Origin of the sequence: Arsukibacterium sp., assembly GCF_018402695.1 — a bacterium.
Classification (GTDB): Bacteria; Pseudomonadota; Gammaproteobacteria; order Enterobacterales; family Alteromonadaceae; genus Alishewanella.
On the sequence record NZ_JAGYIM010000011.1, the window covers coordinates 243724 to 269684 of the forward strand.

The window sequence follows — 25961 nt, forward strand, 5'->3', positions numbered from 1 at the left end:
ATGGGGCGTTGTCAGCCGGTTTTTTGAAAAACCGTTGCACCATTATCACTAAATTACTATATTGCCATGGCATTAAACCGCGCCAGTTATGCCCAGCGTCGCAGTTTATTGATCACCTTAGCACAGGATGCAAATGATCTTACAAAGCCGGTTCTATAAAACGAAAAAATTGTTGTTGGTTGAAGACTGTGAACCTGTGCGCGCTTCCGTAAAAGGGATGCTACAACAAATAGGTTTCGAACAGATTACTGCTGTGGCTGACGCCGGAGCTGCTTTAATTCAGGCTCAAAAACAGTCGTTTGATTTTATTTTAGCGGATTTTCAACTGGGTGAGGGTAAAGATGGCAGTCAGTTTTTTACTGAATTAAAATTACAAGGCTGGCTGAAGCCCGGTGCCTGCTATGCCATTATGTCGGCCGAGCCAGTGCGCCAACCGGTGCATGGGGTGTTGGCCGGGCAGCCAGATTGCTACTTACTTAAACCCTTCAGTTACCTTGAGCTGGAAAAGAAGCTGGCGAAAGCGTTTCAAACATCTGTTGCTCTGCGCAAAATTTACCAGAGCGCTGCGGCTAGTGATTACGCTGCTGCCTTAGCGCACGCTGATGAGGTAGTAAAACAATACCCGGCCCTGACATTACAAACACTGCGTTTAAAAGCAGAAGTAATGCTAGCCGCTGGTGATAGCCCGGCAGCACTGACGTTGTATCAGTATGTCTGCCAGCAACGTGATTTCAGCTGGGCCCGGCTAGGGCAAGCAATTGCGTTGTTGCAACTGGCGCGGTTTGATGAGGCGTTTACTCAGTTGCAAGCGTTGGTTAAGCATGAAGACGTAAGGCCTGAAGCGCTGGCTTATCTGGTGGAACTGGCTTTGGTGCAGGGGGAGCTGGCTGAGGCGAAAGACTGGGTACTGGAGTTGTTACGCTATAATGCTACTGATAATGTTTATCAGCAATATTACGGCAATTTATTGCATTTAATGGCCGACGATGCGGCTGCAACAGCCTACTGGCAGAAATTGCTGCAACAATACCGGTTCTCCGCTTTTGACCATATTGAACCTTACCTGGCGTTAAGCCGCAGTCATTTGCGGTCAGCTCAAACTGCTGATCTGGCCGGGTATAAACAATTGTTAAAGCAATTTTTAGATACCCTGCATTCAGTGCCATTAAAATTGCTTAATGCTCAGGGCGGGATTCAGCAAAAAATCTTACTGGCGCATGGCTATTTGCTGCAGGGTGATGGCGCAAAAAGTGAAGCATTGCTGGCTGAGGTGGCGGCAGCCGATACCAGTTTGCCAATTAACAGTATGTTGGACTTGGTTTGGTACTATTTTGCTTGTCATGATACAAAAGCTGCCAGTGAATTATTGCAGCAGGCAACTGCCGCGGCCGATGCGTTAAGCCAGCGTGGTGAGGGCATGGCGTGTCTGGTGGTAAAGCACTTTGCCAAAATGCTCAATAGTAGCAGTCAGCAGTTGCGGCAATGGCAACAGCAGGGTGAGCAGCAGTTGCAGGCAAATAAGCCAAAGGCTGCGTTACAGGCATTGCGTAGCGCCTTTCTGCTTTGTCCGGCGCATATTGAAACAACACTGAATCTGGTACAGACACTGAGTAAATTACCCGGTCATAAAGCATTAAAACCCCTGGCCAGTGCGGCATTGCAACTGCTGAACAGTAAAGCGCTTTCTGGTAAGGAGCGCGACAGGTTAACAAGCTTAACTGACGCACTGCCGGAGCTTTATCTGGATTAAGCCTGGCTCAGACGATGAACTAACGCTGGCCCGGCAACGTATGGCCTTGCAGCCTACTTACACTTTATTTTAATGAATTCGCAATACAGGTAATGTTTTTATGTTGATGGTGGTATCCCCGGCAAAAGATCTTGATCCAAACCCCGTTTCCCTGCAGCTTGACACGACAATGCCAGCACTGTTGCCGCAGGCCAGCGAGTTGGCGGACATTTGCAAAAAACTCAGTCCGGCTGAGCTGGGCTCTTTAATGCATATCAGTGACAAGCTGGCCGGCCTCAATGCTGCCCGTTTTAGCCAGTGGCAACCAGATTACAGCGCTGTAGATGCCAAAGCAGCGCTCTTTATGTTTAACGGCGATGTTTATCAGGGGCTGGATGCGGCAAGTCTCAACACAAAACAGCTGCAGTATGCCCAGCAACATCTGCGCATTTTAAGCGGTTTATATGGCGTGCTGCGACCGCTTGACTTGATGTTGCCGTACCGGCTGGAAATGGGTACCAAGTTAGAGAATCCAGCTGGCAAAGACTTATATGCGTTCTGGCAGCAGCAAATTACCGATAACCTGAATAAGCAGCTGACTGAGCTGAAGTCAGACGTGTTACTGAATCTGGCATCGCAGGAATATTTTAAAGCAGTCAAACCTAAAGCATTGCAAGCCACAATCATCACTCCGGTATTTAAAGACTATAAAAACGGCCAGTATAAAATAATCAGCTTTTTTGCCAAAAAAGCCCGCGGTTTAATGGCGAGATATGTTATTCAGCAGCAAATTACTGATCCTGAAGCTATTATCAAATTTAATTTGGCGGGTTATCAGTACAGTAAAGATGATTCAACGGCCGATAAACCGGTGTTTCTACGCCAGCAACCAGAATAAATCAGTAATAATTAAGTAAAGGCGCAATAAGGCGCTTAGGCTTTGCTGACATTTTTGCTAAAATAGCCACCTGTTTGTTGTTGAGCCTTTAGCATGAAATTTCCCGGCCTGCGTAAAATTAAGCATTACTTTCCTGTATCTCAGCCAAAGCCGCAATTGCCCAGCTTTGAAGTACGACCTGAGCTGGATACTTATATTGTGGGCCTGGACCAAACCATCGTCGATGTGGTGGCCAGTGTCACCGATGATTTTCTGGCCCGCTATGCTATTCAAAAGGGCTTATCTAACCTGGTAGAGCATGCCAAAGCCAATGCGATTTATCAGGAACTGGTGGCCAAGCAGGCAATATCCGACCATTTTGCCGGTGGTACCATTGGCAATACCATTCACAATTACTCGGTGTTAGCAGATGATAAATCAGTATTGCTCGGCGTGATGTCGGCTAATATTGCGCTCGGCTCACCGGCCTATCATTATGTCTGTCATACCAGCTCGAAAGTGGATATGAACCATTTGCAGGGCGTGGCCGGTGATATTGGCCGGGGCATTACCATGATAACCCCGGACGGCGAACGCACCTTTGTCATCGACCCAAGCGACATGGATCAGCTGGAGCCGGATTATATTCCAACCGATATTATTGCCGCCGCCTCGGCCTTTGTGGTCAGTGCTTACCCGCTGCGAGCTAATGGCCAGCCGATTCAACGGGCAATGCATAAGGCGCTGGAAGATGCCAAAGCGCATGATGTGCCGGTGGTAATGAGCCTGGGCACCCGGCATTTAGTGGAAGAGAACCGCGAGCAAATTATCAGCACCATTAAAAACTACGTTAACGTGTTGGCGATGAACGAACTGGAAGCCGAAGCGCTGACCGGTTTTGCCGATCCGTTAAAAGCGGCTGAGGCCATTCTTGATCATACAGATATGGTGTTGATTACCGCCGGGCCAGAGGGCCTGTATTTGTGTGGTCATACTGATGACAGCGTAAAGCGGGAGAGTAGTAACCCGATAAAATCAGCCAGCCTGGCCGATTTTAACCAGTTTGAATTCAGCCGGCCAATGTTACGTAAATATTGTGAGCAGCCATTAAAAGTCTATTCACACATTGACCCGTACCTGGGTGGGCCGGAACGCATTAAAAATACCAATGGTGCCGGTGATGGTGCCTTGTCGGCTATTTTGCACGATATGGCGGCAAATCACTTCCATAAGCAGGTACAGCCATTGTCGGGTAAGCATGAAATGCCTTACCTGGCGTATTCCAGCTTCGCGCAGATTTGTAAATATGCGAATCGGGTAAGCTATGAAATTCTGGTGCAGAATGCACCGCGCTTGTCAAAAGGCCTGCCTGAGCGCGAAGATAGCCTGGAAGAAGCGTACTGGGAGCGGTAAATCACTCCACGGATAAATTTAGCGTGCTGAGCTGGTGTCCCGATGCACAGCCACAGAGTGTCTGAGCAAGCCAGGGATGGCTTGCGAGTTGCTGTGGCGAGCACAGCGGGATTTCCAGCTTAGTCGCTGGAACCCGGGATCGTACCCATTACTCACGACGACACACCGTAAATACATCCCTGTAGGCTCGTTTCCGCCCGTCCAGGGCTTCAACGGTCGTCTTAGAGTAATCCGCACTCTCCCTCAGAAAGGCTTAGCTCTGAAACACACCTTGTAACATCCTGAACGTACCGGCGTCAGCATCCATTTCTACTGTGGCGCCGTGCGGCACAATAAACTGTTTGCTTAAATGGCCAATCATCGCGCCGCGATACGCCGGAATATTCAGCGGCTTAATATGGTCATCAAAAATCTGATCCATCGTCAACCAGCCAAAACCACCACCTGGTCGGCAGGCGGTACATTCACCAAAAATCAGGCCAGCAATTTTATCCAGCGCGCCCATCAGCTTTAAGGTGCTGAGCATCCGATCTACCCGGTAGGGCGCTTCTTCGACATCTTCCAGGAATAAAATTTTACCGGTGAAGTCAGGCAAGTACGGCGAGCCTGCTAATGCTGTTAATACGGTCAGGTTACCGCCAACCAGCTGGCCCTGCACCTTACCACCAGTAATGGTTTGAATACGGTTTTGCCGCGGCACTAACTCGTCTTTGGCATTTAACTCATTTTGATACTGCATCAGCTCACGCTGAAAAAATACCCGCTGAAACTGATCGGCATTAAAGCTGTTCCAGCTGCCGGTACCGTTGGGGCCATGAAAGGTAACCAGCCCGGTCTGGGCATTAATGGCATTGTGCAGCGCAGTAATGTCGGAGTAGCCCAGCAACACTTTCGGGTTACGTTTAATCAGCGGGTAGTCGAGCAGCGGCAATAGCCGGGCAGCGCCCGAGCCACCGCGCAGGCAAATGATGGCATTAACCTCTGGATCAGCAAACATGGCATTTATATCGCTGGCCCGTTCAAGATCGGTGCCTGCCAGATGACCGCGGCGCCCCTGCAGATGCTGGCCCGTTTTCACTTTAAAGCCTAAAGCCTGCATCACTTCAGTGGCAATTTGGATATCCAACCGCTCGTCGGTAGCTTTAGACGGACTAACCAGCGCCACAGTGTCACCCGGATTAAGCATTTTAGGCAGAATGGCATTGCGGTTAGCGGCTCCGGGTTGGTTACTCACTGCAGCACAACTACTAAGAGGGAGCAGCCCCAGCGGTAAGACACTTAGCGCCAGCGCGCTGGACTGTAAAAATTGCCGTTTATTCATAACTTGATGCCTCTTAGTAATAAATTATTCCTAATTTATCGCTATTGATAGCATGCTTTTGTTAAAAATGCAGCAGCGCTGGCACAAAAATACGCCAGCTTGCTGCGATTATCTGCTGAGACGGGATTATTTTTTAGCGGATTTTTTGGCCAGTTTTTTAGCTGCCAGTTTACCGGGTTTTTTCTTCTTGCTGCCGATTTTGGCTTCTTTATGCTTTGGCCGCAGACTGTCAATTACCCGTCGCTTCAGCTTTTGCTCGGTGTAGCGCTCCACTTTGGCCACCATCGCCATATCGTGCGCTTCTATAAGCGAAATAGCCGTGCCTTTTTTGCCGGCGCGGCCGGTACGGCCAATCCGGTGGACATAAGTGTCGGCACTACGCGGCATATCGTAGTTAATAACATGGCTGATATCGTCAATATCCAGGCCGCGGGCGGCAATGTCGGTGGCTATTAACACCGGGACCTGGCCCTGGCTGAAACGCTGTACGGCTTGTAAGCGTTTATCCTGCGGCATTTCGCCCTGTAACCAGCAGCATTTAACACCGGCGCTTTCCAGCTGCCCGGTTAAACTGGCCAACCGCTCGCGGGTTTTGACAAAAACGATGGCTTTGGTAACATCCTCCTGCTTCAGGATATGGGTTAACAGTGCCACCTTATGGACATTGTCATCGGCCAGATGAAGCCACTGCAAAATTTTGGCTTTTTCTTTGCGTGACGGTACCGCTTCAATTTGTTCGGGCTCTTTAAGTGCCCGCTCGGCAAAGCGCTCTAATGATAAGCCCTCTAAGGTGGCAGAGAACAGAAACGTCTGGCGCCGCCGCCGGGCTTCCAGCACTATCCGGTTCATTTCACCAATAAAGCCCATATCGAGCATCCGGTCGGCTTCATCCAGAATGAGCACTTCTACTTCGTCAGCCTGAAAGCTTTCTTCATCCAGATACTCGGTTAAACGCCCCGGCGTGGCCACCAGAATATCATTGTTTTTTTCCAGGGTATCTTTATGGCTGCCGTAGTTAATACCGCCGGTGATCACGCCAACGTTTAGCTTGGTGTATTGCGCCAGCTGCTTAAACTCTTCATAAACCTGAAATGCCAGCTCACGGGTGGGTGTCATAACCAGTACCCGGCAAAAACCAGGGTCACGCCGCGGAAAATCCAGTAAATACTGAATAGCCGGCAGCACAAACGCCAGGGTTTTACCGGTACCGGTTGGGGCGCTGGCCAGCACATCGCGGCCATCCAGCGCGGGTGGAATGGCGAGCTGCTGAATTAAGGTGGGCTCGGTAAAGCCCGCTTCTTCCAGGGCCTGGTTAATAGAGTCGTCGAATTGAAAATCGGCAAAGCTCATAAAGGTATTCCTTAAGGTCAACAGTATTCAGATGACAAACTTGCCTGGCAGCCAGTAAACTGGTGGCAGAGGTGAAGATGTCAGCTGGTTTTAAGTGTAAACAATTTTTTGTGGGCCATGATCAGTGCGCGATGAAAGTCGGTACTGACGGTTTATTGCTGGGGGCCTGGACCAGCCTGGCAAACACAAGGTCTGCTGGCGCTGCGTTGCTGGATATTGGCACTGGCAGCGGGTTAATCAGCCTGATGCTGGCACAGCGGGCACCTGACGCTAGGGTGCATGCTGTTGAACTTGACGCCAATGCCGCCCGTCAGGCTGAATACAATTTTCAGCAAAGCCCTTTTGCCAAGCGTCTGCAATTACTAAAAGGCGATATTCTAACCTATCAGCCAGCTGAACGTTACGCTTTAATTGTCTCTAATCCGCCTTTTTTCGACAACGCGCTGTTAAGCACTGATTTGCAGCGCAATCACGCCAGGCATACCGCTAGTTTACCGTTGGTATTATTGTTAGCAAAAGCGGCAGAGTTGCTGGCGCCAGGCGGCAGTTTCGCCTTGGTATTACCCGAGCAGGCCGCTGATGCATTCAGCCAGCTGGCTGAGGCCCGGGGCTGGTTTGCCATTGCCAGCTGTCAGGTGCTAAGCCGGGCAGATAAAGCCCCTATCCGCCGGTTGATGCAGTGGCAGCGGGTACCCTGCCAACACCGGCAGCAACAGCTATTAATCCATAATGACGATGGTAGTTACACTGAGCAATATCGCCAATTGCTGCGGGACTTTTATCTGAAGTTTTAAAGCCGTTCTGCTATTTCTGTCAGAATTTGGCTGACCCAGGCATTTAACCGCTCATCGGTTTGTTCGTACTGGTTTTCATCGTCCAAAGCCAGGCCATAAAACAGCTCGCCGTCAGTTGTCAGTGCTTTCGAGGCAATAAAGTCATAGCCACTGATTGGCCAGAAACCAATACGATCCGGGTTTTGTGGCGCAATCGCAGCATGCAGCATGCCTACCGCGTCTATAAACCATTCAGCATAGCCGATTTGATCGCCCATGCCGTAAATAGCGATGGTTTTACCACGCAGATCAACGCTGCTGATCTCATCCCAGTGCGCTTCCCAGTCTTCCTGAATTTCACCAAAATCCCAGGTAGACAACCCCAGGATTAACACCTGGTAGTCAGCCATTCTCGCCAGAGGTACGGTTTTAATATTGTGTAAGTCGACTACATCGGCACCAATCAGCGCCTGAATTTTCTCTGCTACCATTTCGGTGTAACAGGTTGTTGAACCGTAAAATAAGCCTATTTTCATCTGATTTCCGCCAGCAAGTTCTGCCGCGCATTGTAGCAGAAGCTGATAGCCGAGCCCAAGTCAGACTATGCCTTGGCCCTGCAATCGGCTATGATAGCTTCAGACTTCAGTTGTAAAGCCGTCAGGTTCAGGATCATGAATCCGCAGCAATCACACGCCCTTGACCCTGCTGAACAGGCGTTAATTCAGCAGTTTCTGGACCAGCTCTGGCTGGAAAAAGATGTTAGCCCGCATACCCTCAGTGCGTATGGCAGTGATTTAACCCTGTTTGGTCGTTTTCTGGCAAAAGAACAGCAGCAATTGCTGAACGTAGACAGTCAACTGATTAACCAGTTTCTGGCCGAGCGTTACCAGCAGCAACTGAGCCCGCGTAGCAGCTCGAGAATGTTAAGCAGTTTGCGGCGGTTTTACCGGCATTATCATAAGGCAGGGCGCTGTGCGGCCAACCCGGTTACTGAACTGGTTAACCCGAAAATTGGCCGTAGCTTACCGAAAACCTTATCTGAGCAGGAGGTCGAAGCGCTGCTGCAGGCCCCTGATTGCAACGAGCTGATTCAGTTTCGTGATAAAGCCATGCTGGAACTGCTGTATGCCTGCGGCTTGCGGGTAACTGAGCTGATAAGCCTGACCTTGCAGCAAGTCAGTATTAATCAGGGGGTGCTCAGGGTACTGGGCAAAGGCAGTAAAGAGCGGTTGGTGCCGATGGGTGAGGATGCGCAAGACTGGCTCAGTCGTTATTTACGTCATGCCCGGGTCGATTTAGTAAAAGGTGATAGTAATTTAGTGTTTGCCAGCAGCCGCGGCAACCAGATGACCCGGCAAACCTTCTGGCACCGGATTAAGTTTTATGCGAAAGTAGCGGGCATTCAGGCCGAGCTGTCGCCACATACCCTGCGCCATGCTTTTGCCACTCATTTACTGAACCATGGTGCCGATTTGCGGGTAGTACAAATGCTGCTGGGCCATAGTGATTTATCAACAACGCAAATATACACCCATGTAGCCCAGGCCCGTTTGCAACGGCTACATCAACAACATCACCCGCGCGGTTAAACGTGTTAAACCGCGCTACGTAGGAAGGTATATGAAAAACTGGTTATCTGTTGCCCTGACGTTGGGGTTCTTTGGTTTAAGTCTCGGTGTAAGTAACAAGGCCCTGGCGCAACAAACAAGCGAAGCCCCGGAGCTTGCTGAGATTTCGGAAAGTCTGGCGCCACTGGGCTTGCAGGTGAATGCCGTTGCCAATAGCCCCATGCCGGGTTTGCTGCAGGTGTTTACCCAGCGCGGCTTGTTTTTTACCAGCGCTGATGGCCGGTTTTTTATTGAAGGTAATGTTTACGATTTACAGCAGGCCGAGCTGGTTAATGATGTGCAGATGCGCAGCTATGTCAGCAAGCAATTGCCGGCCGTGGCCGACAGTTTTATTGAATATAAAGCGAAGAACGAGCAACACGTGGTATACGCTTTTACTGACCCTACCTGTGGTTATTGCCAGAAATTACATAATGAAATGAAACAATATAATGATGCCGGTATTACCATTCGCTATCTGGCATTTCCCCGGGGTGGCTTAAACAGTAAAACCGCTTTGGAAATGCAGCACCTGTGGTGCTCACGCAACCAGCAAAAAGCCATGGACCTGGCCAAAGACGGCAAACGCAATCCTCCGGCCATGTGCGATAACCCGGTTAAACAACATTATGAGCTCGGCCAGTCGTTTGGTATCAATGGTACGCCAGCGCTGGTACTGGCCAGTGGTCGGATTATTCCCGGCTATCAACCCGTCGCCGGTTTGCTGAACCAGTTGCAGGCAAACTGACAGTACTAGTGTTACAGCTCACAGCATTTCATCATGCAGCAACAATAAGCAGGTATCAGGCGTGCAGTTAAAACAAATCAGCCGGCGCGAGCCGGTAACCGCTGAGGTTATCGCGCAGAACCTGCATCCGGTGCTGCGCCGGCTCTACCAGAATCGCGGGATCAGCAGTAGCTCAGAGCTGGAGCGGGGCGCTGCCGGCTTACTGCCTTTCAGTGCGCTGAAGGATATTGACGCTGCTGTGCAATTGTTAACCAATGCTTTGCAGCAACAGCAGCATATTGTGATTGTCGGTGATTTTGATGCCGACGGCGCAACCAGTACTGCCGTGCTGATGGCCGGCTTAAAAGCCTTTGGTTTTAAATACCTGGAATATATGGTGCCAAACCGTTTTGAGTACGGTTATGGCCTGACTCCTGAGCTGGCTGAATTAGTGGTGGCGCAGGGCGCTGAACTAATTATCACCGTCGATAACGGGATCTCGGCGGTAGAAGGGGTGGCGTTGGCTAAAAAAGCCGGCGTGAAGGTGCTGGTTACCGATCATCACCTGGCCGGGAATACCTTGCCCAATGCCGATGCTATTGTTAATCCGAACCAACCTGGTTGTACTTTCCCAAGTAAAGCCCTGGCCGGTGTAGGGGTGGCGTTTTATCTGCTAATGGCCTTGCGCGCTGGCTTACGTGCTAATAAGTATTTCAGTGACAAAGGCCTGAACGAGCCCAATATTGCTGAACTGCTTGATCTGGTTGCGCTCGGTACGGTAGCTGATGTGGTGCCGCTGGATACCAATAACCGTATTCTGGTGCATCAGGGTTTAATGCGTATTCGCAGTGGCAACTGCCGGCCGGGTATTCAGGCATTAATTGATGTGGCTAACCGCCGTGCCGAAAAACTGACCGCCAGTGACTTTGGCTTTTCGCTGGCACCCAGGTTAAATGCAGCTGGCCGGCTGGACGATATGGCGCTGGGCATAAGCTGCCTGCTGGCACCTGAGCTGGGTTTAGCCCGTCAGTATGCGGCCGAGCTCGATGCGCTGAATGTTGAGCGGCGGGCCATTGAGCAAAGTATGCAGCTGGAAGCCCAGGCGTTTTTAAGTAAATTGTCTTTTGATGGTAGCAACCTGCCCGAATGTCTGTGTTTGTATCGCAATGACTGGCATCAGGGGGTTATTGGAATTTTAGCCGGCCGGATTAAAGAGCAGTTTCACCGGCCGACTATCGTGTTTGCCGAGGGTGATAACGGCGAGTTAAAAGGCTCGGCCCGTTCTATTCCCGGATTACATATCCGCGACTTGCTGGAAGAAATTGCCAGTCAGTATCCCGGGCTGATTAAAAAGTTTGGCGGCCATGCCATGGCGGCGGGCTTAACCATTGCCGCTGAGCGGCTGGAGACTTTTCAGCTGGCGCTGAGCCTGACCGCTAAAAAACATTTAACTGCCGAGCAACTGACTGCGGTGATATACAGCGACGGTGAGTTGGAAGCCGATTGTTTTGACATTGGTTTTGCCCAGCTCCTGCAAAACGCCGGTCCCTGGGGCCAGGCTTTTCCGGAACCGGTATTTGATGGTGAATTCAGTCTAATTAGTCAGAAAATGCTGGCCGAACGTCACCTGAAACTGATGTTACAGGGGCCCAATGGCCTGTTAGTCGATGCTATCTGGTTTAATGCCGATAATAAAACCTGGCCAGATGTTAACGTTAAAAAAGTCCGGCTGGCTTATCAGCTGGATATTAACGAATACCGCGAACAGCAAAATCTTCAACTTATTGTTCGTTATATGACGGCGCTAAGTTAACCCCGCCGGTTTTGTAGCCAGGCAAGGCCGGCAAGCTGCTTAATAAAAACATCAATAGATGGCTGCACTGCCAGCCATATCTTTGCTATAATCCGCAACAATTTTTTTGACCGTTTTAAGGCCTGAGATAACCCATGTTTGAAGTGAATCCGGTGAACAACAGCATTAAAGATCTGACTGAACGCACTAACGTGCTTCGGGGGTATCTTTGACTATGATGGCAAAAAAGAGCGCTTAGAAGAAGTTTCGCGCGAACTGGAAGACTCCGCCGTCTGGAATAACCCGGAAAAAGCGCAGGCTTTGGGCAAAGAGCGTTCAGCATTGGAGCAGGTGGTGGGCACTATCGACCGGCTGGATCAGGGCCTGGAAGATGTCGCCGGGCTGGTCGAGCTGGCGGTTGAAGCGGAAGATGAAGAAACCTTTGAAGAAGCAAAAACGGAATTAGCCGGGCTGGAAAAACAGCTGGCCTTGCTGGAATTCCGGCGCATGTTCTCCGGCAAAAATGATCAGAATGACTGCTATCTTGATATTCAGGCTGGCTCTGGTGGTACTGAAGCACAGGACTGGGCCAGCATGCTGATGCGGATGTATTTACGCTGGGGTGAAGACAAAGGCTTTAAGCCAGAGATTTATGAAGTGACCGATGGCGATGTCGCTGGCATTAAAGGTTGTACTATTAAGTTCAGTGGCGATTATGCCTATGGCTGGTTGCGCACCGAAACCGGCGTCCATCGTTTAGTGCGCAAAAGCCCGTTTGACTCGGGCAACCGGCGCCATACCTCTTTTGCCTCGGTATTTGTCGCACCGGAAATTGACGACGATATTGAAATTGAAATTAACCCGGCAGACTTACGCATCGATACGTATCGTGCGTCGGGCGCTGGTGGTCAGCACGTTAACCGGACTGACTCTGCGGTGCGGATCACCCACTTACCGACCAATATCGTGGTGCAGTGTCAGAACGATCGCTCGCAACATAAAAACCGCGACAATGCCTATAAACAATTGCGTGCCAAACTGTATGAGTTTGAACTGCAAAAGCAGAATGCCGAAAAGCAGGCGCTGGAAGATACCAAATCGGATATCGGCTGGGGTAGTCAAATCCGCTCTTACGTGCTGGACGACTCACGGATTAAAGATTTGCGCACCGGCATTGAAACCCGTAATACCCAGGCGGTGCTGGATGGTAATCTCGACAAATTTATTGAAGCCAGCTTAAAAGCCGGTTTGTAAGTTAAATAACGCTAATACTCACTTGACTCAGGAATCAAAAATGGCTGAACAGCAGAACCCAAATGACGAAATTCAGGACGTTAACAAGCTGATTGCTGAGCGAAAACATAAATTAGCAGCACTGCGTGCCGACGGCTTTATGTTCCCGAACGATTTCCGGCGCGATAGCATTTCATCCGAGTTGATTGCTAAATACGATCATTTGAGCAAAGAAGAATTAGAAGCGCAGAAAATCACCGTCAGCCTGGGCGGCCGTATTATGACCCGGCGGATTATGGGTAAAGCCAGTTTTACCACCATTGCTGATATGGGCGGTAAAATTCAGTTATATGTCGCTCGCGACAACCTGGCTGAGGGCGTATACAACGAGCAATTTAAAAAGTGGGACCTGGGCGACATTATTGGTGCTACCGGCCACTTATTTAAAACTCAAACCGGCGAGCTAACGGTATGGCTCAGCGATATCCGTTTGCTGACTAAAGCGCTGCGGCCCCTGCCGGATAAATTCCATGGTTTAACCGACAACGAAGCACGGTACCGTCAGCGTTATCTGGATTTAATTTCTAACGAGCAGTCGCGCCATACTTTTCTGGTGCGCAGCAAAACCGTGGCCTATATCCGGCGGTTTTTTAATGACCATGGCTTTTTAGAAGTTGAAACGCCAATGTTGCAGGCGATTCCTGGTGGCGCGTCAGCCCGGCCGTTTGAAACGCATCATAATGCGCTGGATATGCAGATGTTTTTGCGGATTGCGCCTGAGCTGTACTTAAAGCGTCTGGTAGTAGGTGGTTTTGAAAAAGTATTTGAGCTGAACCGTAACTTCCGCAATGAAGGGGTGTCGACCCGGCATAACCCTGAGTTCACCATGCTGGAGTTTTACTGGGCCTATGCCGATTACAATGACCTGATGGACTTAACGGAAAAGCTGTTCCGTGGGCTGGCACTTGATGTGCTGGGCAGTACTGAAGTGCCCTATCAGGGCGAAGTGTTCGACTTCGGCAAGCCATTTGCCCGGATGTCAGTAACTGAGTCTATCCTGCACTACAACCCAACGGTGACCAAAGAACAATTGGCGACGCGTGAAGCGGTAGCAGAACTGGCGAAAAGTCTGGGCATTGAAGTTAAAGCTAACTATGGCCATGGCCGTATTTTAATGGAAGTGTTTGACGAGCTGGTTGAGACCAAGTTGCGTCATCCGACCTTTATTACCGAATACCCGGCAGAAGTCTCACCTTTGGCCCGGCGTAATGATCATAACCCGGAAATTACCGACCGCTTTGAGTTTTTTATCGGTGGCCGCGAACTGGGTAACGGCTTTAGCGAATTAAATGACGCAGAAGATCAGGCTGAACGCTTTCGCGAGCAGGTAGCGCAAAAAGATGCCGGTGATGATGAAGCGATGTTTTATGATGAAGACTTTGTTACGGCGCTGGAACATGGTTTACCACCGACGGCTGGCCAGGGTATTGGTATTGACCGGCTGGTAATGCTATTGGCCGACGCTGCTTCTATCCGTGACGTTATTCTGTTCCCGCATATGCGGCTACAACACGATAAGTAATTATTTTCAGTATAAAAAAGCCAGACTGCGGTCTGGCTTTTTTATTTAGCTGGTTGCTGTAATGTTTACTGTTATCAGGTAATTTCTACACTATACTGATTGGGTAGTAAACGACCTCTGCCCGATATCATCGTTATAACTTTATGATTTTAAATAATTATATTTTTAATCGTCGTTCTGGCACAGGCATTGCAGCATATCAAGGCAACAATTACTGATGCAAACTGCGCTAATGCACAGTTGTGTCTTCGTTAAACAAGCAGGAGGTTTACAATGGCTACAACTCAAGGTGGTACTGCAACAGCAGGCAATTCAACCAGTAATGCTGCGGTTAATTCGCCTGTTACTGAAAGAGCATCTGAAGCCGCACATCACGCAGTTGATGCTATGGCAGAAAAGGCGGCATCGGCAGAAGATACCCTACGTAAAACCGCTGCCAGTTCAAAAGCAACCATAGATCAGAAACAGGAAGAGCTGAAAATGCAAATGCAAAGCTCATATGAGCGTAGCAAACAGTTTGCCCATGAGAATCCATTGGCAGCTGCGGGTATTGCTTTTGCCGCAGGCATGCTGGTTAGCGCACTGCTACGCCGCGGCAATTAATTATGGTTGAATCTCGGGATACTGAGCCGCAGCAAGCGGCTACTGAGCCATTGCCAGATAAAGTAATGGCTCAGTTAACTGAGATAGTCGCGCTACTCAGCCTGACTGGCGAGCAATATAAACAACAAACTCAAATTACCAGACAAACCGCCAGCACCGAAATGGCTTTATCACGCCGTAGCTTAATGCTTGCGGCAGGTTTGCTGGTTGCGCTGGGTGCAGGTGTGGTAATGCTATGGGGGTCAGTGTTGGTGTTTGCCGGCTATTTGTTGTATCAGGCCACGGCATCGGTGCCTTTGACTGCAGCATCATTATTCATCTTGCAGGTTGCAGTGTTGTACTGGTGTTTACGAAATATGCGGTATTCTCTGAAACAGGTAGGTTTCAGCAACACTATGGCCCAGATTAAAAGCATACTTAGATTCACTGCTGAACCTGCAGGAGGCAATAATGTTAATAGACCTGTTGATTAAAAAAGATAAATTGAAATTACAGCAGTGTATTGAGCAGTTTCAGCATCATCAGCAATTGCGACATGCATTCTTATTTTTGTCGGGCCAGCGCACTAAGCAATTTTTGGGATCAACACCTGGACTCACCCTAAGCTTCAGCGCAGGTATGCTGATGCAGTTTCGTCATAACGCCATGGCTAAGACTTTGCGCGGGCTCGGGATGATACAATGGCTGCGACGACTTCTATAACGTTACGCTGTGATCCGGAGCCCTCCCGTTGACAACAAGTCCTGTATCTACCAGGCAGCCGGTAAGAGCGCGGCGGCTTAGTGCAGAATTAGCATTGAAAATTCTGACATTGCTGGCAATAATTTATACTTTCTACTTCGCCCGAAGTTTACTGCTGCCAATTATTCTTGCTGCCTTAATTGCCCTGTTTGCCAGCCCGGCGGTCAGATTTCTGGCCCGACTGAAATGCCCTAAACCCCTGGCTTCACTGATTGTCCTTACGCTGCTTATTGTAGGCGTTGGCTATGGAGTTAGCCTGCTTTATAGTCCTGCCGCGACATGGCTGGAGCGGTTGCCGTTGCTCAGCAGTAAACTGGCGCTACAAGTTGACGGTATGGCGGAGTCACTGGACACCCTGAAATCCTCGATGCTGCCAGACAGCGACGATCCTGATAGTGAAGATGAGAAAGGCCCGCTGGACACCGCACTAGGGTCTGGTTTTCTGCCGTTGTTATCAATGTTAGCGCAAACTACGGCGATGGTGCTGGTTCAGCTGGCAACAGTTGTTATTCTAACTTATTTGTTCCTGCTTTTCGGCGGTACCTTACTTCGCAATATCGTGCGGGGGGCTTCGACGTTGCATGAAAAGAAAAACCTGGTAAAAATGTATCAGACTATTGAGTATGATATCAGCCGGTATGTTTGGGTCATTACCGTTATCAACATTATGCTGGGTGTCGCTACATTTGCGGTGCTTAGTATGTTAGGTGTAGCGGACCCATTGCTATGGGGTGTGTTAGCAACCATTTTAAATTTTGCCCCCTATCTGGGGCCTTTTGTCCTGACGCTATTACTGACAGCGGTGGGTTTTGTTGAGTTTCAAAGTTCCGGCCAGGCATTGTTTGTTCCAGCGGCGTTTTTGGTTTTAAACGTTATAGAGTCGCAGCTGGTCACGCCAATGGCGTTGGGTAAGCGGTTTAATATGAACCCGCTGTTAGTGGTGATCTGGATGTTTATCTGGGGATGGATGTGGGGCGCGGTGGGCGTTTTAATCGCAATTCCATTGTTGGTCTGCCTTAAAATTATTGCCTCTCATTTTGATTTATTACCTTACTGGCAAATTTTACTCAGCGCGGACAGTGAAGTACATCACAATAAATAATTGTCAGGAAAAAGTTACCTGACGGTAAGTAATTATTTCTAACTTTTCATATTATTTTTTGCTCTTTCCCCACTCAAAGTGATTAAATCATTAAATATCAGTGGTATATGGTTTGTGAATTGTTGGCACGCCATTCGCATTAAGTAAAGTGAATATTTCAGGCAAAGTGCGAACCATGCACTAAGGAGCAAAAATGTTAGGATGGGCATTAACCTTTTTAGTTATCGCGTTAATTGCAGGCGTACTGGGTTTTGGCGGTATCGCGGGCGCTGCAGCAGGTATTGCTAAAATTATTTTCTTTATTTTTATTGTGTTGCTGGTGATATCACTGTTAGCTGGTGCGTTGAGAGGCCGAACGCCGAAGATGTAGTGTAAGCGCAGTAGAAAAGGCCACTGTAATCCATACGGTGGCCTTTTTGCTGTTGTAATCGTTCCGCTGTCCTCAGCAGCAGTCTCAGCGTTCCAGCTGATATTTTTCCAGTTTGTTATATAGCGTTTTTACGCTAACACCGAGTTGTTGAGCAGTATCGGTTTTATTACCGCCATTTTTGGCTAAGGTCCGTAATATTGCTGCTTTTTCCAGTTCATCTAACCGCACGCCAGTTGGAATAGCATCCACTACTGCGTCATCTTTGGCATCAATATGTGGCTCATCCAGCAGTAAGTGTTCCGGTTCAATGCGGTTGTCAGCCAGAATATAAGCCCGTTCAACCGCATGTTTTAATTCCCTGACATTGCCAGGCCAGCTGTGAGTAGCAATCAGGGTTTGCGCTTCAGCTGAAAACTGCTTGCTCTGCTGTTCCTGCACATTGCGATAAGCCAGAAAATGTTGGGCAAGGCCAATAACATCCTCGTCCCGATCGCGCAGTGGTGGTACAGCTATCGGGAATTGAGCCAGCCGGAAATAGAGATCTTCCCGTAGCATATCTTCGGCAATAGCCTGCATTGGATCACGGTTGGTTGCTGCGGCTATCCGCACATTGGCAGTAAACGTTTTATCACTACCAACTGGGCGATATTCACCATTCTCCAGCACCCGCAACAATTTTACCTGTTGCTCTATCGGCATCTCAGTGATTTCATCCAGAAACAGGGTGCCCCCTTCTGCCTGGGCAAAAACACCCTGATGATCCCGGTGGGCACCGGTAAACGCGCCTTTAATGTGACCGAACAGCTCACTGTCAATCAGCTCCGGACTGAGCGCGCCACAGTTAATTGCCACAAAAGGTTTGTCAGCTCGTAAACTGGCCAGGTGCAGCGTGTTAGCTACCAGTTCTTTACCCGCACCACTTTCACCCACAATCAACACGTTAGCTTCGGTAATCGCAACTTTTCGGATGGTACGGTACAGTTTCAGCATAGGTTTAGACGACCCAACCAGCATGCCAAATTGGTCCAGTTCGCTGGACGTTGCCTTGACCTGTTTACGCTCAGTGCTGAGCTGCTGATAGAAATCCTGCAGGGTATCGATAACCGAGCCAAAATCCAGTGGTGCCCGGAAATGGTACCCGGCGCCGCGCCGCATTAAAGTATCAAGTAGTTCGTTTGGGGTTCCACTGCTGATAAAGATAAAATCAATTTCGGTTAAAACTTTACTAACTAGTAAACGCTGGTAGTCATCATTGTCGGAGTCATCAGACTCTATAACAGCAAGATCGCAGTCCTGTTGTTGAAGTTGTTCAGACCAGGCTGAACTATCGCTGCTTTTGACAATAACAAATTGTCTAACTGCCGGTGACTGCAATAATTTCTCAGCGAGTTCCGGGTCACGCAAATGAATAAATAACCTGGGTTTGCTCATGGCGTCACTCCCTGTGGTGGTCCTTAACTCTAATCCAGCAATGTAAAATTAACAATAGCCGTCAGTAAAATTTACTGAAATATGATATCAAGCGGAGGGTGAGAGAATTTTCTCATTAATATTCATTAGTTTAAACTTGGTATATGAATTGAATATGAATTTATGGGGATAGAAGTTTAAGGAGGCAATATTATGCTGGCATATGACCCACAAGTAACAAAGCATAGTGCCGGCGATCAGGCCATATTAAGTCTGGTGCTGGCCGTAAGTGAGCAGGCCCGGTTGTTTTATCAACAGACTGCGCCATTAGTGAGCGATACTAACATTCGTCGCTATTTTATTGAGTTGGAACTATTGCATCAACAGGCAGAGCAATTTACCGCTGCCGATAATTTTAAAGTTGCTACTGATCAGAATGTCAATGCTATTTGCCAGTGGTACAGACGCTATACAGCAGAGCCCGGTGAGGACAAATATCACTGGCTGGCCGAATTGCCACAGCAACTGCGTTGGCAGCTGGATACCTTTAAACGGCTGAGCCGCGGCCTGACTCAGGCCGATAATGCCAAGGCGCTGGCTAATTTAACAGCAGGGCTGCAAATTGTGACTGATCAACTTTGCCCGCTACTGCTAAACAGTAAAATATGAAATATTTACCGGTAAGGCGGTTAAAAATACAATCAAAAAATTAACACTAAATGAATGATAAAATTACGTTTTATGATAAATCAATAACTTAGACTTTTCTGATAAGTTGGCATCAAACTGGCAACAGTATTTGTGTATCACAACAAAGGAGTGAATATATGAAACGTACTACTTTAGCAGTAATGATGACCTTAGCACTGGCAGGTACTTCCGTTGCAGCAAACGCAAATGAATGGAAAGATGGTGCCAAAGACGCATGGATAGATGGTAAAGCCGAAACAACTTTACTGTTGAATGGTAACCTCAATTCCTTTGACATCAACACAGATGTTAAAAATGGTAAAGTAACGTTGACCGGTAAGGTAGACAGAGAAGTGGATAAAGCACTGGCTGCCGAATTGATTGAAAATCTGGATGGTGTTACTTCAGTTGACAATAAGTTAACGGTATCAAACGAACGCCACATGCGGGATAAGAAAGACCATGACGATGATGGTAGTGGTTTAACTGACGCAAAAGTAGCGACGGTTGTGAAAACCCGTTTATTGTTTGAGTCTGAAACCAGTGGCACTGCTATCGACGTTGACGTCAAAAACGGTGTCGTAATGCTCAAAGGTGAAGTAGATTCTGATGCAGAAAAAGATCTGGCAGAAGCTATTGCTAAGAAGACCAATGATGTGAAACGGGTGGATAATCAACTTACCGTAGCAAAAAACTACTAAGTAGGTTTTCAGGATGTAAGCTACATCCTGCCCTTACCCATTTATAATCACACCGGCCTGGAAACAGGCCGGTTTTTTGCGGTTGATTGCCCGGCTGGTTCGAGATGAAGCAGACAAGTTATGGTAACGGCTGTGGTAATTATCTGGGCAATTACCAGTAAATTTGCGGGAGCTCTGATCAGGGTAATAGCGGCCAGGGGTTACTATGATCCTGATTAGTAATAAAATGTGGGTCGGTCAGGCTATGTAAAAAAGCCAGCACGGCCGCCCGCTCATTGGTTGTTAATTCAAAACCAGCTACAAATTGACTTTTACCGGGATGTTGTCTGCCGTCACCGGCATGAGTGCCACTGCCAATGTTCCTGCCACCTGCGGTATAGAAATCAATTACCTGCTCAAGAGTAGCGAGGCTGCCATCATGCATATAAGGTGCAGTCAGCGCGATATTCCGTAGAGTTGGTGCCCGGAAACGGCCATCATCTGCCGGGTTCATGGTTATTTCAGCCAGCCCTCTGTCATGTTGCGGGTAGCCTGGTGGGTAGCTTTCAGTTGTCTGGGTAAAGTACAGGCCGGTATTATGAAAGGGACGTAAATCCAGAGGCTGCTTACTATGGCTGGTAGCCTGAGTAAAGTTAAAACCTCCATGGCAATGACGGCATTCCAAACGCTCAGAAAAAAATAAATTCATTCCTTCAATCTGCAGCGGGCTAAGCGCGGCATCATCATTCTGGTAGGCATAGCGGTCAAAGTCAGACTGAAAAGACAGTAAGCTTCTGACAAAGCTAGCCAGCGCCAGCACAACATGTTGCATGTCAGGTGCAGTCTCGCCAAAAGCCTGCCGGAACAATTGCGGATAAGGCTGCCGGTGTAAACGTTGTAATATCTCGGCCTCTTTACCGCTGATGCCAAGTTCAATCGGGTCCTCACTGAATATCGGGATCAGCAGCTGTTGTTCAATGTCAGTCAGGCCATCGTGGGCCCAGGTCAGGGTATTGTTATAAGCGACGTTAACCAAAGCGAGCGCGTTACGGCGGTGCTGCTGACCGGTGCTGCCAACCGACAGTGCGCGGGGCTCTGCAAAAGCAAATTGCTGCTGATGACAACTGGCGCAGCTTTGTTTGCCGTTGGCAGATAAGCCAGTGTCATAAAACAGATAACGCCCTAATTCAACCTTGGCGGCGGTCATCGGGTTTTCAGAGGGCACCCTCGGCTGCGGCATATCTGGCGGAAGTGACCACTGCCAGACTGGATCAGGCGCAGTGGTTTTGTTGCAGCTAATGATGCCGAGTAATACGCTGATAGCGACGGCAAGCTGGTATATTCTGCTGTTAATCATGTTGCTGCTCGTCGGCGTTACCCATACGCCATAACCGGGGTTGTGTTAAATTACTAAATAGTTGCCGACAGTTGGCTTGCAGGCTATCTGACATACAGCTACTGTCTCTGGCAAGCTCAACCTGCTGCAGTAAAACGGCTAAATCCAGTTGCAGACTCTGGCTGCTCTGGTAGTCCAGTGTCACCTCGACCGTATTGGCTGCCCGGCATGGCTCGGCTGGTGGGCGAAGTACACTGGCTGACTGACAACCGGTAGAACCAAGGTGAAATGCCCAGCCATGTTCAGGTCCCTGTAAATCAAGACGCAGGAATTTGTAGCCCAGTTGCCAGCTCCAGAACATCTCGCTGTGATTTAATGGTGAGCTGGCGGCAAGTGGGTTCTGATGGTTTACCGAAAAAGGCAGACCAAGGGTGAAGGACAACTGACCGGTAGCTAAGGGCTCACTAAATTGTAATTGCAAGTTGCTGTTACCCTGGCAATCGGTACCCAGCAATGCCAGCCGCGGTTGCTGCCATTGATTGGTAATCAGCGACAATGGTTGTTGGTTCAGGCGGAAATTACTTAAATAAAATCGCAGACTTTGCAGATGCCATTGCTGATTAGCAATAGAAATAAATTGCTGGCAACTGAGCGGCTGTTGTTGCCAGCTCAACTGCACGGGGAGTTGTTTGGGCAAACTACTGGTAGTAGCTGCAGGTTGGCAACTCATCAGCAAGCCAACAACGGCTAGCAGAAATGTGTTGGCAAAAGCGCCGGGTACGATGGCCATAGTAAGGTTGTGTTTAGGAAAACTACAGTAAACAATACGCTAAACTTCGTTGAAAATCGAACAGGCTTCGCCGCAATAGTGGCTACTATTATAAACAGACAATAAATAACTCAGGTGGCAGGGATGAATATGTGGAAATGTTGGCAGCCGGCAACAGCGGTCTGGTTGGCTGCTACTGCCATTATTGTTGGTAGCAGCGTATGCAGTGGCAGAGTCCAGGCCCATGCCGAACATGACAAAGCGCGTTTTGTTGCTGAATCCGGCCGCGATAGCGGCCGTTGTGCCAATGTGTTGCGACCTTGCCGGACCATAGGCTATGCCTTAACGCAAGCCGGAAAGGGCGACAAAGTGCTGGTGGCGTCCGGCTATTATCAACTTGTCAGTGCTGATGAAGCGGTGCTGTTGCTAAGTGAAATTGTGCCGGTGCTGGGCGGCTACAACAAATTTGATCATTTTTTACAACAAGCACCACAGCTAAATAAAACCGTACTGTCCGGCGTGCCGGCTGAATTTGTCGATAGCCTGTATCAGCGCGGCTTTCAGATTATTAATGATGGTCCAGGCCGCTTTGGTACTGAACTTAGCCAGCAACTGGCAGCCCATAGTGCGCTGCAACAAAGCCAGCAAAGTGCAGACTGCGTCGCAGGCAAGGCCGGCATTTATAGCTGTGAAAATATCGATTTGGTCGCGCATCTGGCGCTGGCTGACTTTAGCTCCACGCCTTCTTCAGCTAACGATATCTGGGGCCATATCGATCTTAATAGCGGTATTGAGTATAGCTTAATTGGCCTGAATAATGGTACCGCCGTGGTAAGCCTGGCCGATCCGGCCAACCCGTTGGAAGTGGGAACGATAGCGGGCAGCAACACCACCTGGCGTGATATTAAAGTGCTGCAGTTTTTCGATGTTAACCTTGGCCAGTGGCAGGCTTATGCTTACGTGTCATCCGAAGCCAATAACAATATTCAGATTATCGATTTAAACGATTTGCCGTTCAGCGTGCGGCTGGCAGCTGCCGACAGCGCTGCTAGCTCGGCTCACAATCTGTACATCAGTAACGTCGACTACACCACTAATACGGCGTTAACCGGTCAGCAACCGGCACTGCACATTGCGGGTCAGCCCCAGCAAGGAGGGGCGGTCTCAAGTTACAGTCTGGCTGACCCGCTACAGTTAAGCGCCAACTGGCTGCAAACCGGCGCCAGCCGCAGTGACTACAGCCATGATGTTGCTTCCATGCTGGTCACCGACCAGCGTGCAGGTAACCAATGCGACCGGCCAGAGTGTCAGGTGTTATTTGATTTTAATGAGCAAAATATCAAACTGTGGGATATCAGTGGTGCCAGCAATCTGGCCCTGGCCGACTTTACTTATAGTCTGGCCAGTTATGTTCATTCAGGTTGGTGGACTGAAGATCAGCAATATCTATTTGTGCATGATGAACTGGACGAAACTAATCATGGTCTGAACACCACAGTGCGTATATTTGAACTAACCGATTTAACGGCACCGATATTAACAGCCACTTACACTGGGCCGACCAAAGCGATTGATCATAATGGCTTCGTTCGCGGCAATCGTTATTACATGTCGAATTATCAACGTGGCTTAACCGTGCTGGATATCACTGATCCGGCAGCCCCGGTGCAGGCGGGGTATTTTGATACCTTTCCGGCGTCAGACAGCGCGGCTTTTAATGGTATGTGGGGCGTGTATCCGTACCTGCCATCGGGGCTGATTATCGGCAGCGATATCAATAGTGGTCTTTATGTATTCAGGGATAATACGGTTAGCCCGACGGCAGGGGCATTATCATTCAGTCAGGGCGAGTTGCAGGTAAGCCCTGGCGAGGTGGCGGAGCTACAGGTAGCACGAACAGGCGGTAGCACTGCAACAAGTGTGGGTTATGAAATTCTGGCTGGCCGGGCTGAACCAGAGCTGGACTATCAGGTAAGTGCCGGCCGTTTAAACTGGGCGGCAAATGATACCAGTGTTAAAACCATCAGTATTACTACCCTTGACCGGGGGCTGAATGCGCAGCGAGAGCTGTTTATCCGGTTATTTGACCCGACCAATGGTGCCAGCCTGAGCAGCCCGTCTTACTTACGATTACGCTTTGGTGAAGACCCGCCCCGGGCTGGTGTGGTAAGTCTGGTGGAGTCAGCAGTCTCAGTGGTAGAAGCCGATACCGCTGTTAGTGTGGTAGTGCGCAGAGTTGGCGGCAGTGACGGTTCTATCAGCGTGGCGTACCAGCTAGACAGCGGCACGGCTGCAGTAGATGAAGACATTGTGGCGGCCAGTGGCGAGCTAAGCTGGAGTGACGGCGATAACAGCGAGCGGCAAATTGAGCTGCAAATTATTGACGATGAGCTGCCAGAGGAAGATGAAACTGCCGTTTTAAGGCTATCCGGTATTGCTGGCAGTGAGTTAGGTGAGATATCCGCAATTACCCTGACAATTCTGGATAATGACTCGAACACGGCACCCAGTGTCAGTATTGGCGAAAATCGCCAGGTTAATGCTGGCCAGAGCGTCACGTTGACTGCAGTGGCAACCGATGAAGAAGGCGATGCTATCAGCTACCAGTGGCAGCAACAAAGTGGCCCCAGCGTCAGTTTGCAAAATTCAGCCAGTAGCACGGTAAGCTTTATTGCGCCAGCCAGCGCCAGTCAGCTGGTGTTTAGCGTTACCGCTACCGATGCCAGAGGGGCAAGCACCAGTGCCAGCATTACCCTGACGGTTGTGGCCAGCCCACCGCCGCCTGCCACAACAGGATCTTCCGGTGGCAATATGCCGCTGAGCTGGTTATTGCTGGGCCTGGGCGTAGTGTATTGGCGCCGAGTGGCTAAACACTAATACTGTAATTTAAATAGCAGTTCAGCCAAATCGGGCTGCCATAAATCCGCTTTGGCTACACGGTTGTTGTGCAAAATAACACCCTCGGCCAACAGTAGCTGGCGTTGCTCCAGCGCGGTGGCCGAGCCCGCAGAAAATGCCAGGCTGCGATCGCTACGCAATACCCGATACCAGGGCACAGCCAGTTCTGGCGGGGCATAGCCCAATGCTTTACCAACCAGACGGGCGCGGCCGGGCAGGCCGGCCAAATCAGCGATCTGGCCATAACTGGCCACCTTGCCGCTGGGAATAAGCATTACCGTTTGCCAAATTCGCTGGTAGTTATCTGCTGCCACAAAATTTACTCGGGTTAGTTAATCATAGCGCTGCGTGCCACCACGGTTTTGCCAATCGGCGCCAGGCTTAGCATTGCCAGCTTTAAATGCTGAATACCAAAGGGTATGCCGATGATGCTGATAAAACAGACTATAGCATGGCCTAAATGGCCCAATGCCAGCCAGAAGCCGAACAATAAAAACCAGACAATATTGCCAAGGGTGCCCAAGGTGCCGGTGCCGATATCATCATAGCGGTTAATATAACGGCGGTTTACTGCATCCTGGCCAAAAGGCCAGAACGCCATTTCGCCAATCACGAAACAACTGCGGCCAAACGGAATGCCGATAATACTGATAAAACACAGTAAGCCCACCAGCCACCATAGCAAACCCATGACAAAACCACCCAGTACAAACCACAGGATATTAAATATTATTCTTAATACACTCATTTTGCGCTCTTTCCTTGCTGAAAATTATTATTGTGCAAAGCATTAAGCAGAAAACAGGCCAATATTATTAATAGTTAAATCAGATAATTAGGGCTGAGTGGTTAGCTGTCACAACATATTAATGCCAAATTTTAGCAAAACGTACTATTCAGCACTTGCTTTTATACTGTGTGACGCCTAGTATTGTTACTGTGTATTGCACAGTATGTG

General features: G+C 49.2%; 24 protein-coding genes. 16 read left to right on the forward strand and 8 right to left on the reverse strand.

The window, feature by feature from the left end; genetic code table 11:
• Nucleotides 1-133: 133 nt before the first annotated feature.
• From KG631_RS05905 to KG631_RS05915, 3 genes are all read left to right on the forward strand, one after another.
• Entirely contained in the window at nt 134-1750 is a 1617-nt protein-coding gene (locus KG631_RS05905; protein WP_213996573.1) for a response regulator, read from the forward strand.
• Nucleotides 1751-1850: 100 nt separating this feature from the next.
• Nucleotides 1851-2627, forward strand: a complete 777-nt coding sequence (gene yaaA, locus KG631_RS05910; protein ID WP_213996575.1) for a peroxide stress protein YaaA — start codon at nt 1851-1853, stop codon at nt 2625-2627.
• Between the two features lie 93 nt (nt 2628-2720).
• Nucleotides 2721-4019 carry an inosine/guanosine kinase gene (locus KG631_RS05915; RefSeq protein WP_213996584.1) on the forward strand — a complete coding sequence of 433 codons (1299 nt, stop codon included), beginning with the start codon at nt 2721-2723 and terminating at the stop codon, nt 4017-4019.
• 253 nt (nt 4020-4272) lie between these two features.
• Here the strand turns inward: KG631_RS05915 and KG631_RS05920 are convergent, their stop codons facing one another.
• A complete protein-coding gene (locus KG631_RS05920; protein ID WP_213996585.1) occupies nt 4273-5340 on the reverse strand; it encodes an LD-carboxypeptidase in 1068 nt (355 codons plus the stop codon).
• A 126-nt stretch (nt 5341-5466) separates the two neighbouring features.
• The gene (srmB, locus tag KG631_RS05925) at nt 5467-6690 is read right to left on the reverse strand and encodes an ATP-dependent RNA helicase SrmB (protein ID WP_213996588.1); all 1224 of its coding nucleotides are present in this window, start codon (nt 6688-6690) and stop codon (nt 5467-5469) included.
• Nucleotides 6691-6767: 77 nt separating this feature from the next.
• Here srmB and KG631_RS05930 point away from each other — a divergent pair, with 77 nt between their 5' ends.
• The gene (locus tag KG631_RS05930) at nt 6768-7484 is read left to right on the forward strand and encodes a methyltransferase (protein ID WP_213996595.1); all 717 of its coding nucleotides are present in this window, start codon (nt 6768-6770) and stop codon (nt 7482-7484) included.
• Here KG631_RS05930 and fldB read toward each other — a convergent pair.
• Nucleotides 7481-7999 carry a flavodoxin FldB gene (fldB, locus tag KG631_RS05935; protein ID WP_213996598.1) on the reverse strand — a complete coding sequence of 173 codons (519 nt, stop codon included), beginning with the start codon at nt 7997-7999 and terminating at the stop codon, nt 7481-7483. The genes KG631_RS05930 and fldB overlap by 4 nt on opposite strands.
• 135 nt (nt 8000-8134) lie before the next feature.
• On the opposite strand from fldB, the gene xerD reads away from it, so the two are divergent.
• The 9 genes from xerD (at nt 8135) to KG631_RS05980 (ending at nt 17220) form a co-directional block, all read left to right on the forward strand.
• Nucleotides 8135-9052, forward strand: a complete 918-nt coding sequence (gene xerD / locus KG631_RS05940; RefSeq protein ID WP_213996600.1) for a site-specific tyrosine recombinase XerD — start codon at nt 8135-8137, stop codon at nt 9050-9052.
• A 31-nt stretch (nt 9053-9083) separates the two neighbouring features.
• A complete protein-coding gene (gene dsbC / locus KG631_RS05945) occupies nt 9084-9818 on the forward strand; it encodes a bifunctional protein-disulfide isomerase/oxidoreductase DsbC (protein ID WP_213996602.1) in 735 nt (244 codons plus the stop codon).
• Between the two features lie 61 nt (nt 9819-9879).
• Nucleotides 9880-11610 carry a single-stranded-DNA-specific exonuclease RecJ gene (gene recJ, locus KG631_RS05950; protein WP_213996609.1) on the forward strand — a complete coding sequence of 577 codons (1731 nt, stop codon included), beginning with the start codon at nt 9880-9882 and terminating at the stop codon, nt 11608-11610.
• Nucleotides 11611-11744: 134 nt separating this feature from the next.
• Nucleotides 11745-12843 (forward strand): peptide chain release factor 2 gene (gene prfB / locus KG631_RS05955; protein ID WP_213996611.1). Its coding sequence is split into 2 segments (ribosomal slippage): nt 11745-11819 and nt 11821-12843, totalling 1098 coding nucleotides; the frame shifts between segments, so codons are not numbered across the junction.
• 40 nt (nt 12844-12883) lie between these two features.
• Complete coding sequence (gene lysS / locus KG631_RS05960) at nt 12884-14404, forward strand: lysine--tRNA ligase (RefSeq protein WP_213996616.1); 1521 nt, start codon at nt 12884-12886, stop codon at nt 14402-14404.
• 273 nt (nt 14405-14677) lie between these two features.
• The gene (locus KG631_RS05965) at nt 14678-15007 is read left to right on the forward strand and encodes a DUF883 family protein (RefSeq protein WP_213996621.1); all 330 of its coding nucleotides are present in this window, start codon (nt 14678-14680) and stop codon (nt 15005-15007) included.
• A gap of 2 nt (nt 15008-15009) precedes the next feature.
• Complete coding sequence (locus tag KG631_RS05970; protein WP_213996622.1) at nt 15010-15480, forward strand: hypothetical protein; 471 nt, start codon at nt 15010-15012, stop codon at nt 15478-15480.
• A gap of 257 nt (nt 15481-15737) precedes the next feature.
• A complete protein-coding gene (locus tag KG631_RS05975) occupies nt 15738-16850 on the forward strand; it encodes an AI-2E family transporter (protein WP_213996623.1) in 1113 nt (370 codons plus the stop codon).
• Between the two features lie 193 nt (nt 16851-17043).
• Entirely contained in the window at nt 17044-17220 is a 177-nt protein-coding gene (locus tag KG631_RS05980) for a DUF1328 family protein (RefSeq protein ID WP_213996625.1), read from the forward strand.
• 84 nt (nt 17221-17304) lie between these two features.
• Here the strand turns inward: KG631_RS05980 and KG631_RS05985 are convergent, their stop codons facing one another.
• Nucleotides 17305-18651, reverse strand: coding sequence for a sigma-54 dependent transcriptional regulator (locus KG631_RS05985; protein ID WP_213996627.1), 1347 nt, complete (start codon nt 18649-18651; stop codon nt 17305-17307).
• A gap of 192 nt (nt 18652-18843) precedes the next feature.
• Between KG631_RS05985 and KG631_RS05990 the strand changes: the two genes are divergently transcribed.
• Together KG631_RS05990 and KG631_RS05995 are read left to right on the forward strand one after the other, a co-directional pair.
• Nucleotides 18844-19299, forward strand: a complete 456-nt coding sequence (locus KG631_RS05990; RefSeq protein WP_213996628.1) for a hypothetical protein — start codon at nt 18844-18846, stop codon at nt 19297-19299.
• 158 nt (nt 19300-19457) lie between these two features.
• The gene (locus KG631_RS05995; protein ID WP_213996630.1) at nt 19458-20021 is read left to right on the forward strand and encodes a BON domain-containing protein; all 564 of its coding nucleotides are present in this window, start codon (nt 19458-19460) and stop codon (nt 20019-20021) included.
• A 178-nt stretch (nt 20022-20199) separates the two neighbouring features.
• On the opposite strand, the gene KG631_RS06000 is transcribed toward KG631_RS05995, so the two are convergent.
• Nucleotides 20200-21357 carry an MbnH family di-heme enzyme gene (locus KG631_RS06000; protein WP_213996633.1) on the reverse strand — a complete coding sequence of 386 codons (1158 nt, stop codon included), beginning with the start codon at nt 21355-21357 and terminating at the stop codon, nt 20200-20202.
• Entirely contained in the window at nt 21350-22126 is a 777-nt protein-coding gene (locus tag KG631_RS06005) for an MbnP family copper-binding protein (protein ID WP_213996636.1), read from the reverse strand. The genes KG631_RS06000 and KG631_RS06005 overlap by 8 nt, the downstream gene beginning before the upstream one ends.
• 123 nt (nt 22127-22249) lie before the next feature.
• Between KG631_RS06005 and KG631_RS06010 the strand changes: the two genes are divergently transcribed.
• Nucleotides 22250-24982, forward strand: a complete 2733-nt coding sequence (locus KG631_RS06010; RefSeq protein ID WP_213996645.1) for a choice-of-anchor B family protein — start codon at nt 22250-22252, stop codon at nt 24980-24982.
• Here the strand turns inward: KG631_RS06010 and KG631_RS06015 are convergent.
• Nucleotides 24979-25317: a methylated-DNA--[protein]-cysteine S-methyltransferase gene (locus tag KG631_RS06015; protein ID WP_213996651.1), complete on the reverse strand. Its 339-nt coding sequence runs from the start codon at nt 25315-25317 to the stop codon at nt 24979-24981. The genes KG631_RS06010 and KG631_RS06015 overlap by 4 nt on opposite strands.
• Before the next feature lie 14 nt (nt 25318-25331).
• Nucleotides 25332-25751 (reverse strand): YccF domain-containing protein, encoded by a 420-nt coding sequence (locus KG631_RS06020; RefSeq protein ID WP_213996654.1) that lies wholly within the window; start codon nt 25749-25751, stop codon nt 25332-25334.
• Nucleotides 25752-25961 lie beyond the last annotated feature (210 nt).

What these genes read in the sequence shown, in the direction of transcription:
- srmB (WP_213996588.1), bottom strand. Translation starts at nt 6,690, where the DNA reads ATGAGCTTTGCCGATTTTCAATTCGACGACTCTATTAACCAGGCCCTG.
- KG631_RS05970 (WP_213996622.1), top strand. Translation starts at nt 15,010, where the DNA reads ATGGTTGAATCTCGGGATACTGAGCCGCAGCAAGCGGCTACTGAGCCA.
- KG631_RS05905 (WP_213996573.1), top strand. Translation starts at nt 134, where the DNA reads ATGATCTTACAAAGCCGGTTCTATAAAACGAAAAAATTGTTGTTGGTT.
- KG631_RS05995 (WP_213996630.1), top strand. Translation starts at nt 19,458, where the DNA reads ATGAAACGTACTACTTTAGCAGTAATGATGACCTTAGCACTGGCAGGT.
- KG631_RS06010 (WP_213996645.1), top strand. Translation starts at nt 22,250, where the DNA reads ATGAATATGTGGAAATGTTGGCAGCCGGCAACAGCGGTCTGGTTGGCT.
- KG631_RS05985 (WP_213996627.1), bottom strand. Translation starts at nt 18,651, where the DNA reads ATGAGCAAACCCAGGTTATTTATTCATTTGCGTGACCCGGAACTCGCT.
- xerD (WP_213996600.1), top strand. Translation starts at nt 8,135, where the DNA reads ATGAATCCGCAGCAATCACACGCCCTTGACCCTGCTGAACAGGCGTTA.
- fldB (WP_213996598.1), bottom strand. Translation starts at nt 7,999, where the DNA reads ATGAAAATAGGCTTATTTTACGGTTCAACAACCTGTTACACCGAAATG.
- lysS (WP_213996616.1), top strand. Translation starts at nt 12,884, where the DNA reads ATGGCTGAACAGCAGAACCCAAATGACGAAATTCAGGACGTTAACAAG.
- KG631_RS05915 (WP_213996584.1), top strand. Translation starts at nt 2,721, where the DNA reads ATGAAATTTCCCGGCCTGCGTAAAATTAAGCATTACTTTCCTGTATCT.
- KG631_RS06020 (WP_213996654.1), bottom strand. Translation starts at nt 25,751, where the DNA reads ATGAGTGTATTAAGAATAATATTTAATATCCTGTGGTTTGTACTGGGT.
- KG631_RS05920 (WP_213996585.1), bottom strand. Translation starts at nt 5,340, where the DNA reads ATGAATAAACGGCAATTTTTACAGTCCAGCGCGCTGGCGCTAAGTGTC.
- KG631_RS05990 (WP_213996628.1), top strand. Translation starts at nt 18,844, where the DNA reads ATGCTGGCATATGACCCACAAGTAACAAAGCATAGTGCCGGCGATCAG.
- KG631_RS05930 (WP_213996595.1), top strand. Translation starts at nt 6,768, where the DNA reads ATGTCAGCTGGTTTTAAGTGTAAACAATTTTTTGTGGGCCATGATCAG.
- KG631_RS06000 (WP_213996633.1), bottom strand. Translation starts at nt 21,357, where the DNA reads ATGATTAACAGCAGAATATACCAGCTTGCCGTCGCTATCAGCGTATTA.
- KG631_RS05980 (WP_213996625.1), top strand. Translation starts at nt 17,044, where the DNA reads ATGTTAGGATGGGCATTAACCTTTTTAGTTATCGCGTTAATTGCAGGC.
- dsbC (WP_213996602.1), top strand. Translation starts at nt 9,084, where the DNA reads ATGAAAAACTGGTTATCTGTTGCCCTGACGTTGGGGTTCTTTGGTTTA.
- KG631_RS06005 (WP_213996636.1), bottom strand. Translation starts at nt 22,126, where the DNA reads ATGGCCATCGTACCCGGCGCTTTTGCCAACACATTTCTGCTAGCCGTT.
- yaaA (WP_213996575.1), top strand. Translation starts at nt 1,851, where the DNA reads ATGTTGATGGTGGTATCCCCGGCAAAAGATCTTGATCCAAACCCCGTT.
- KG631_RS05965 (WP_213996621.1), top strand. Translation starts at nt 14,678, where the DNA reads ATGGCTACAACTCAAGGTGGTACTGCAACAGCAGGCAATTCAACCAGT.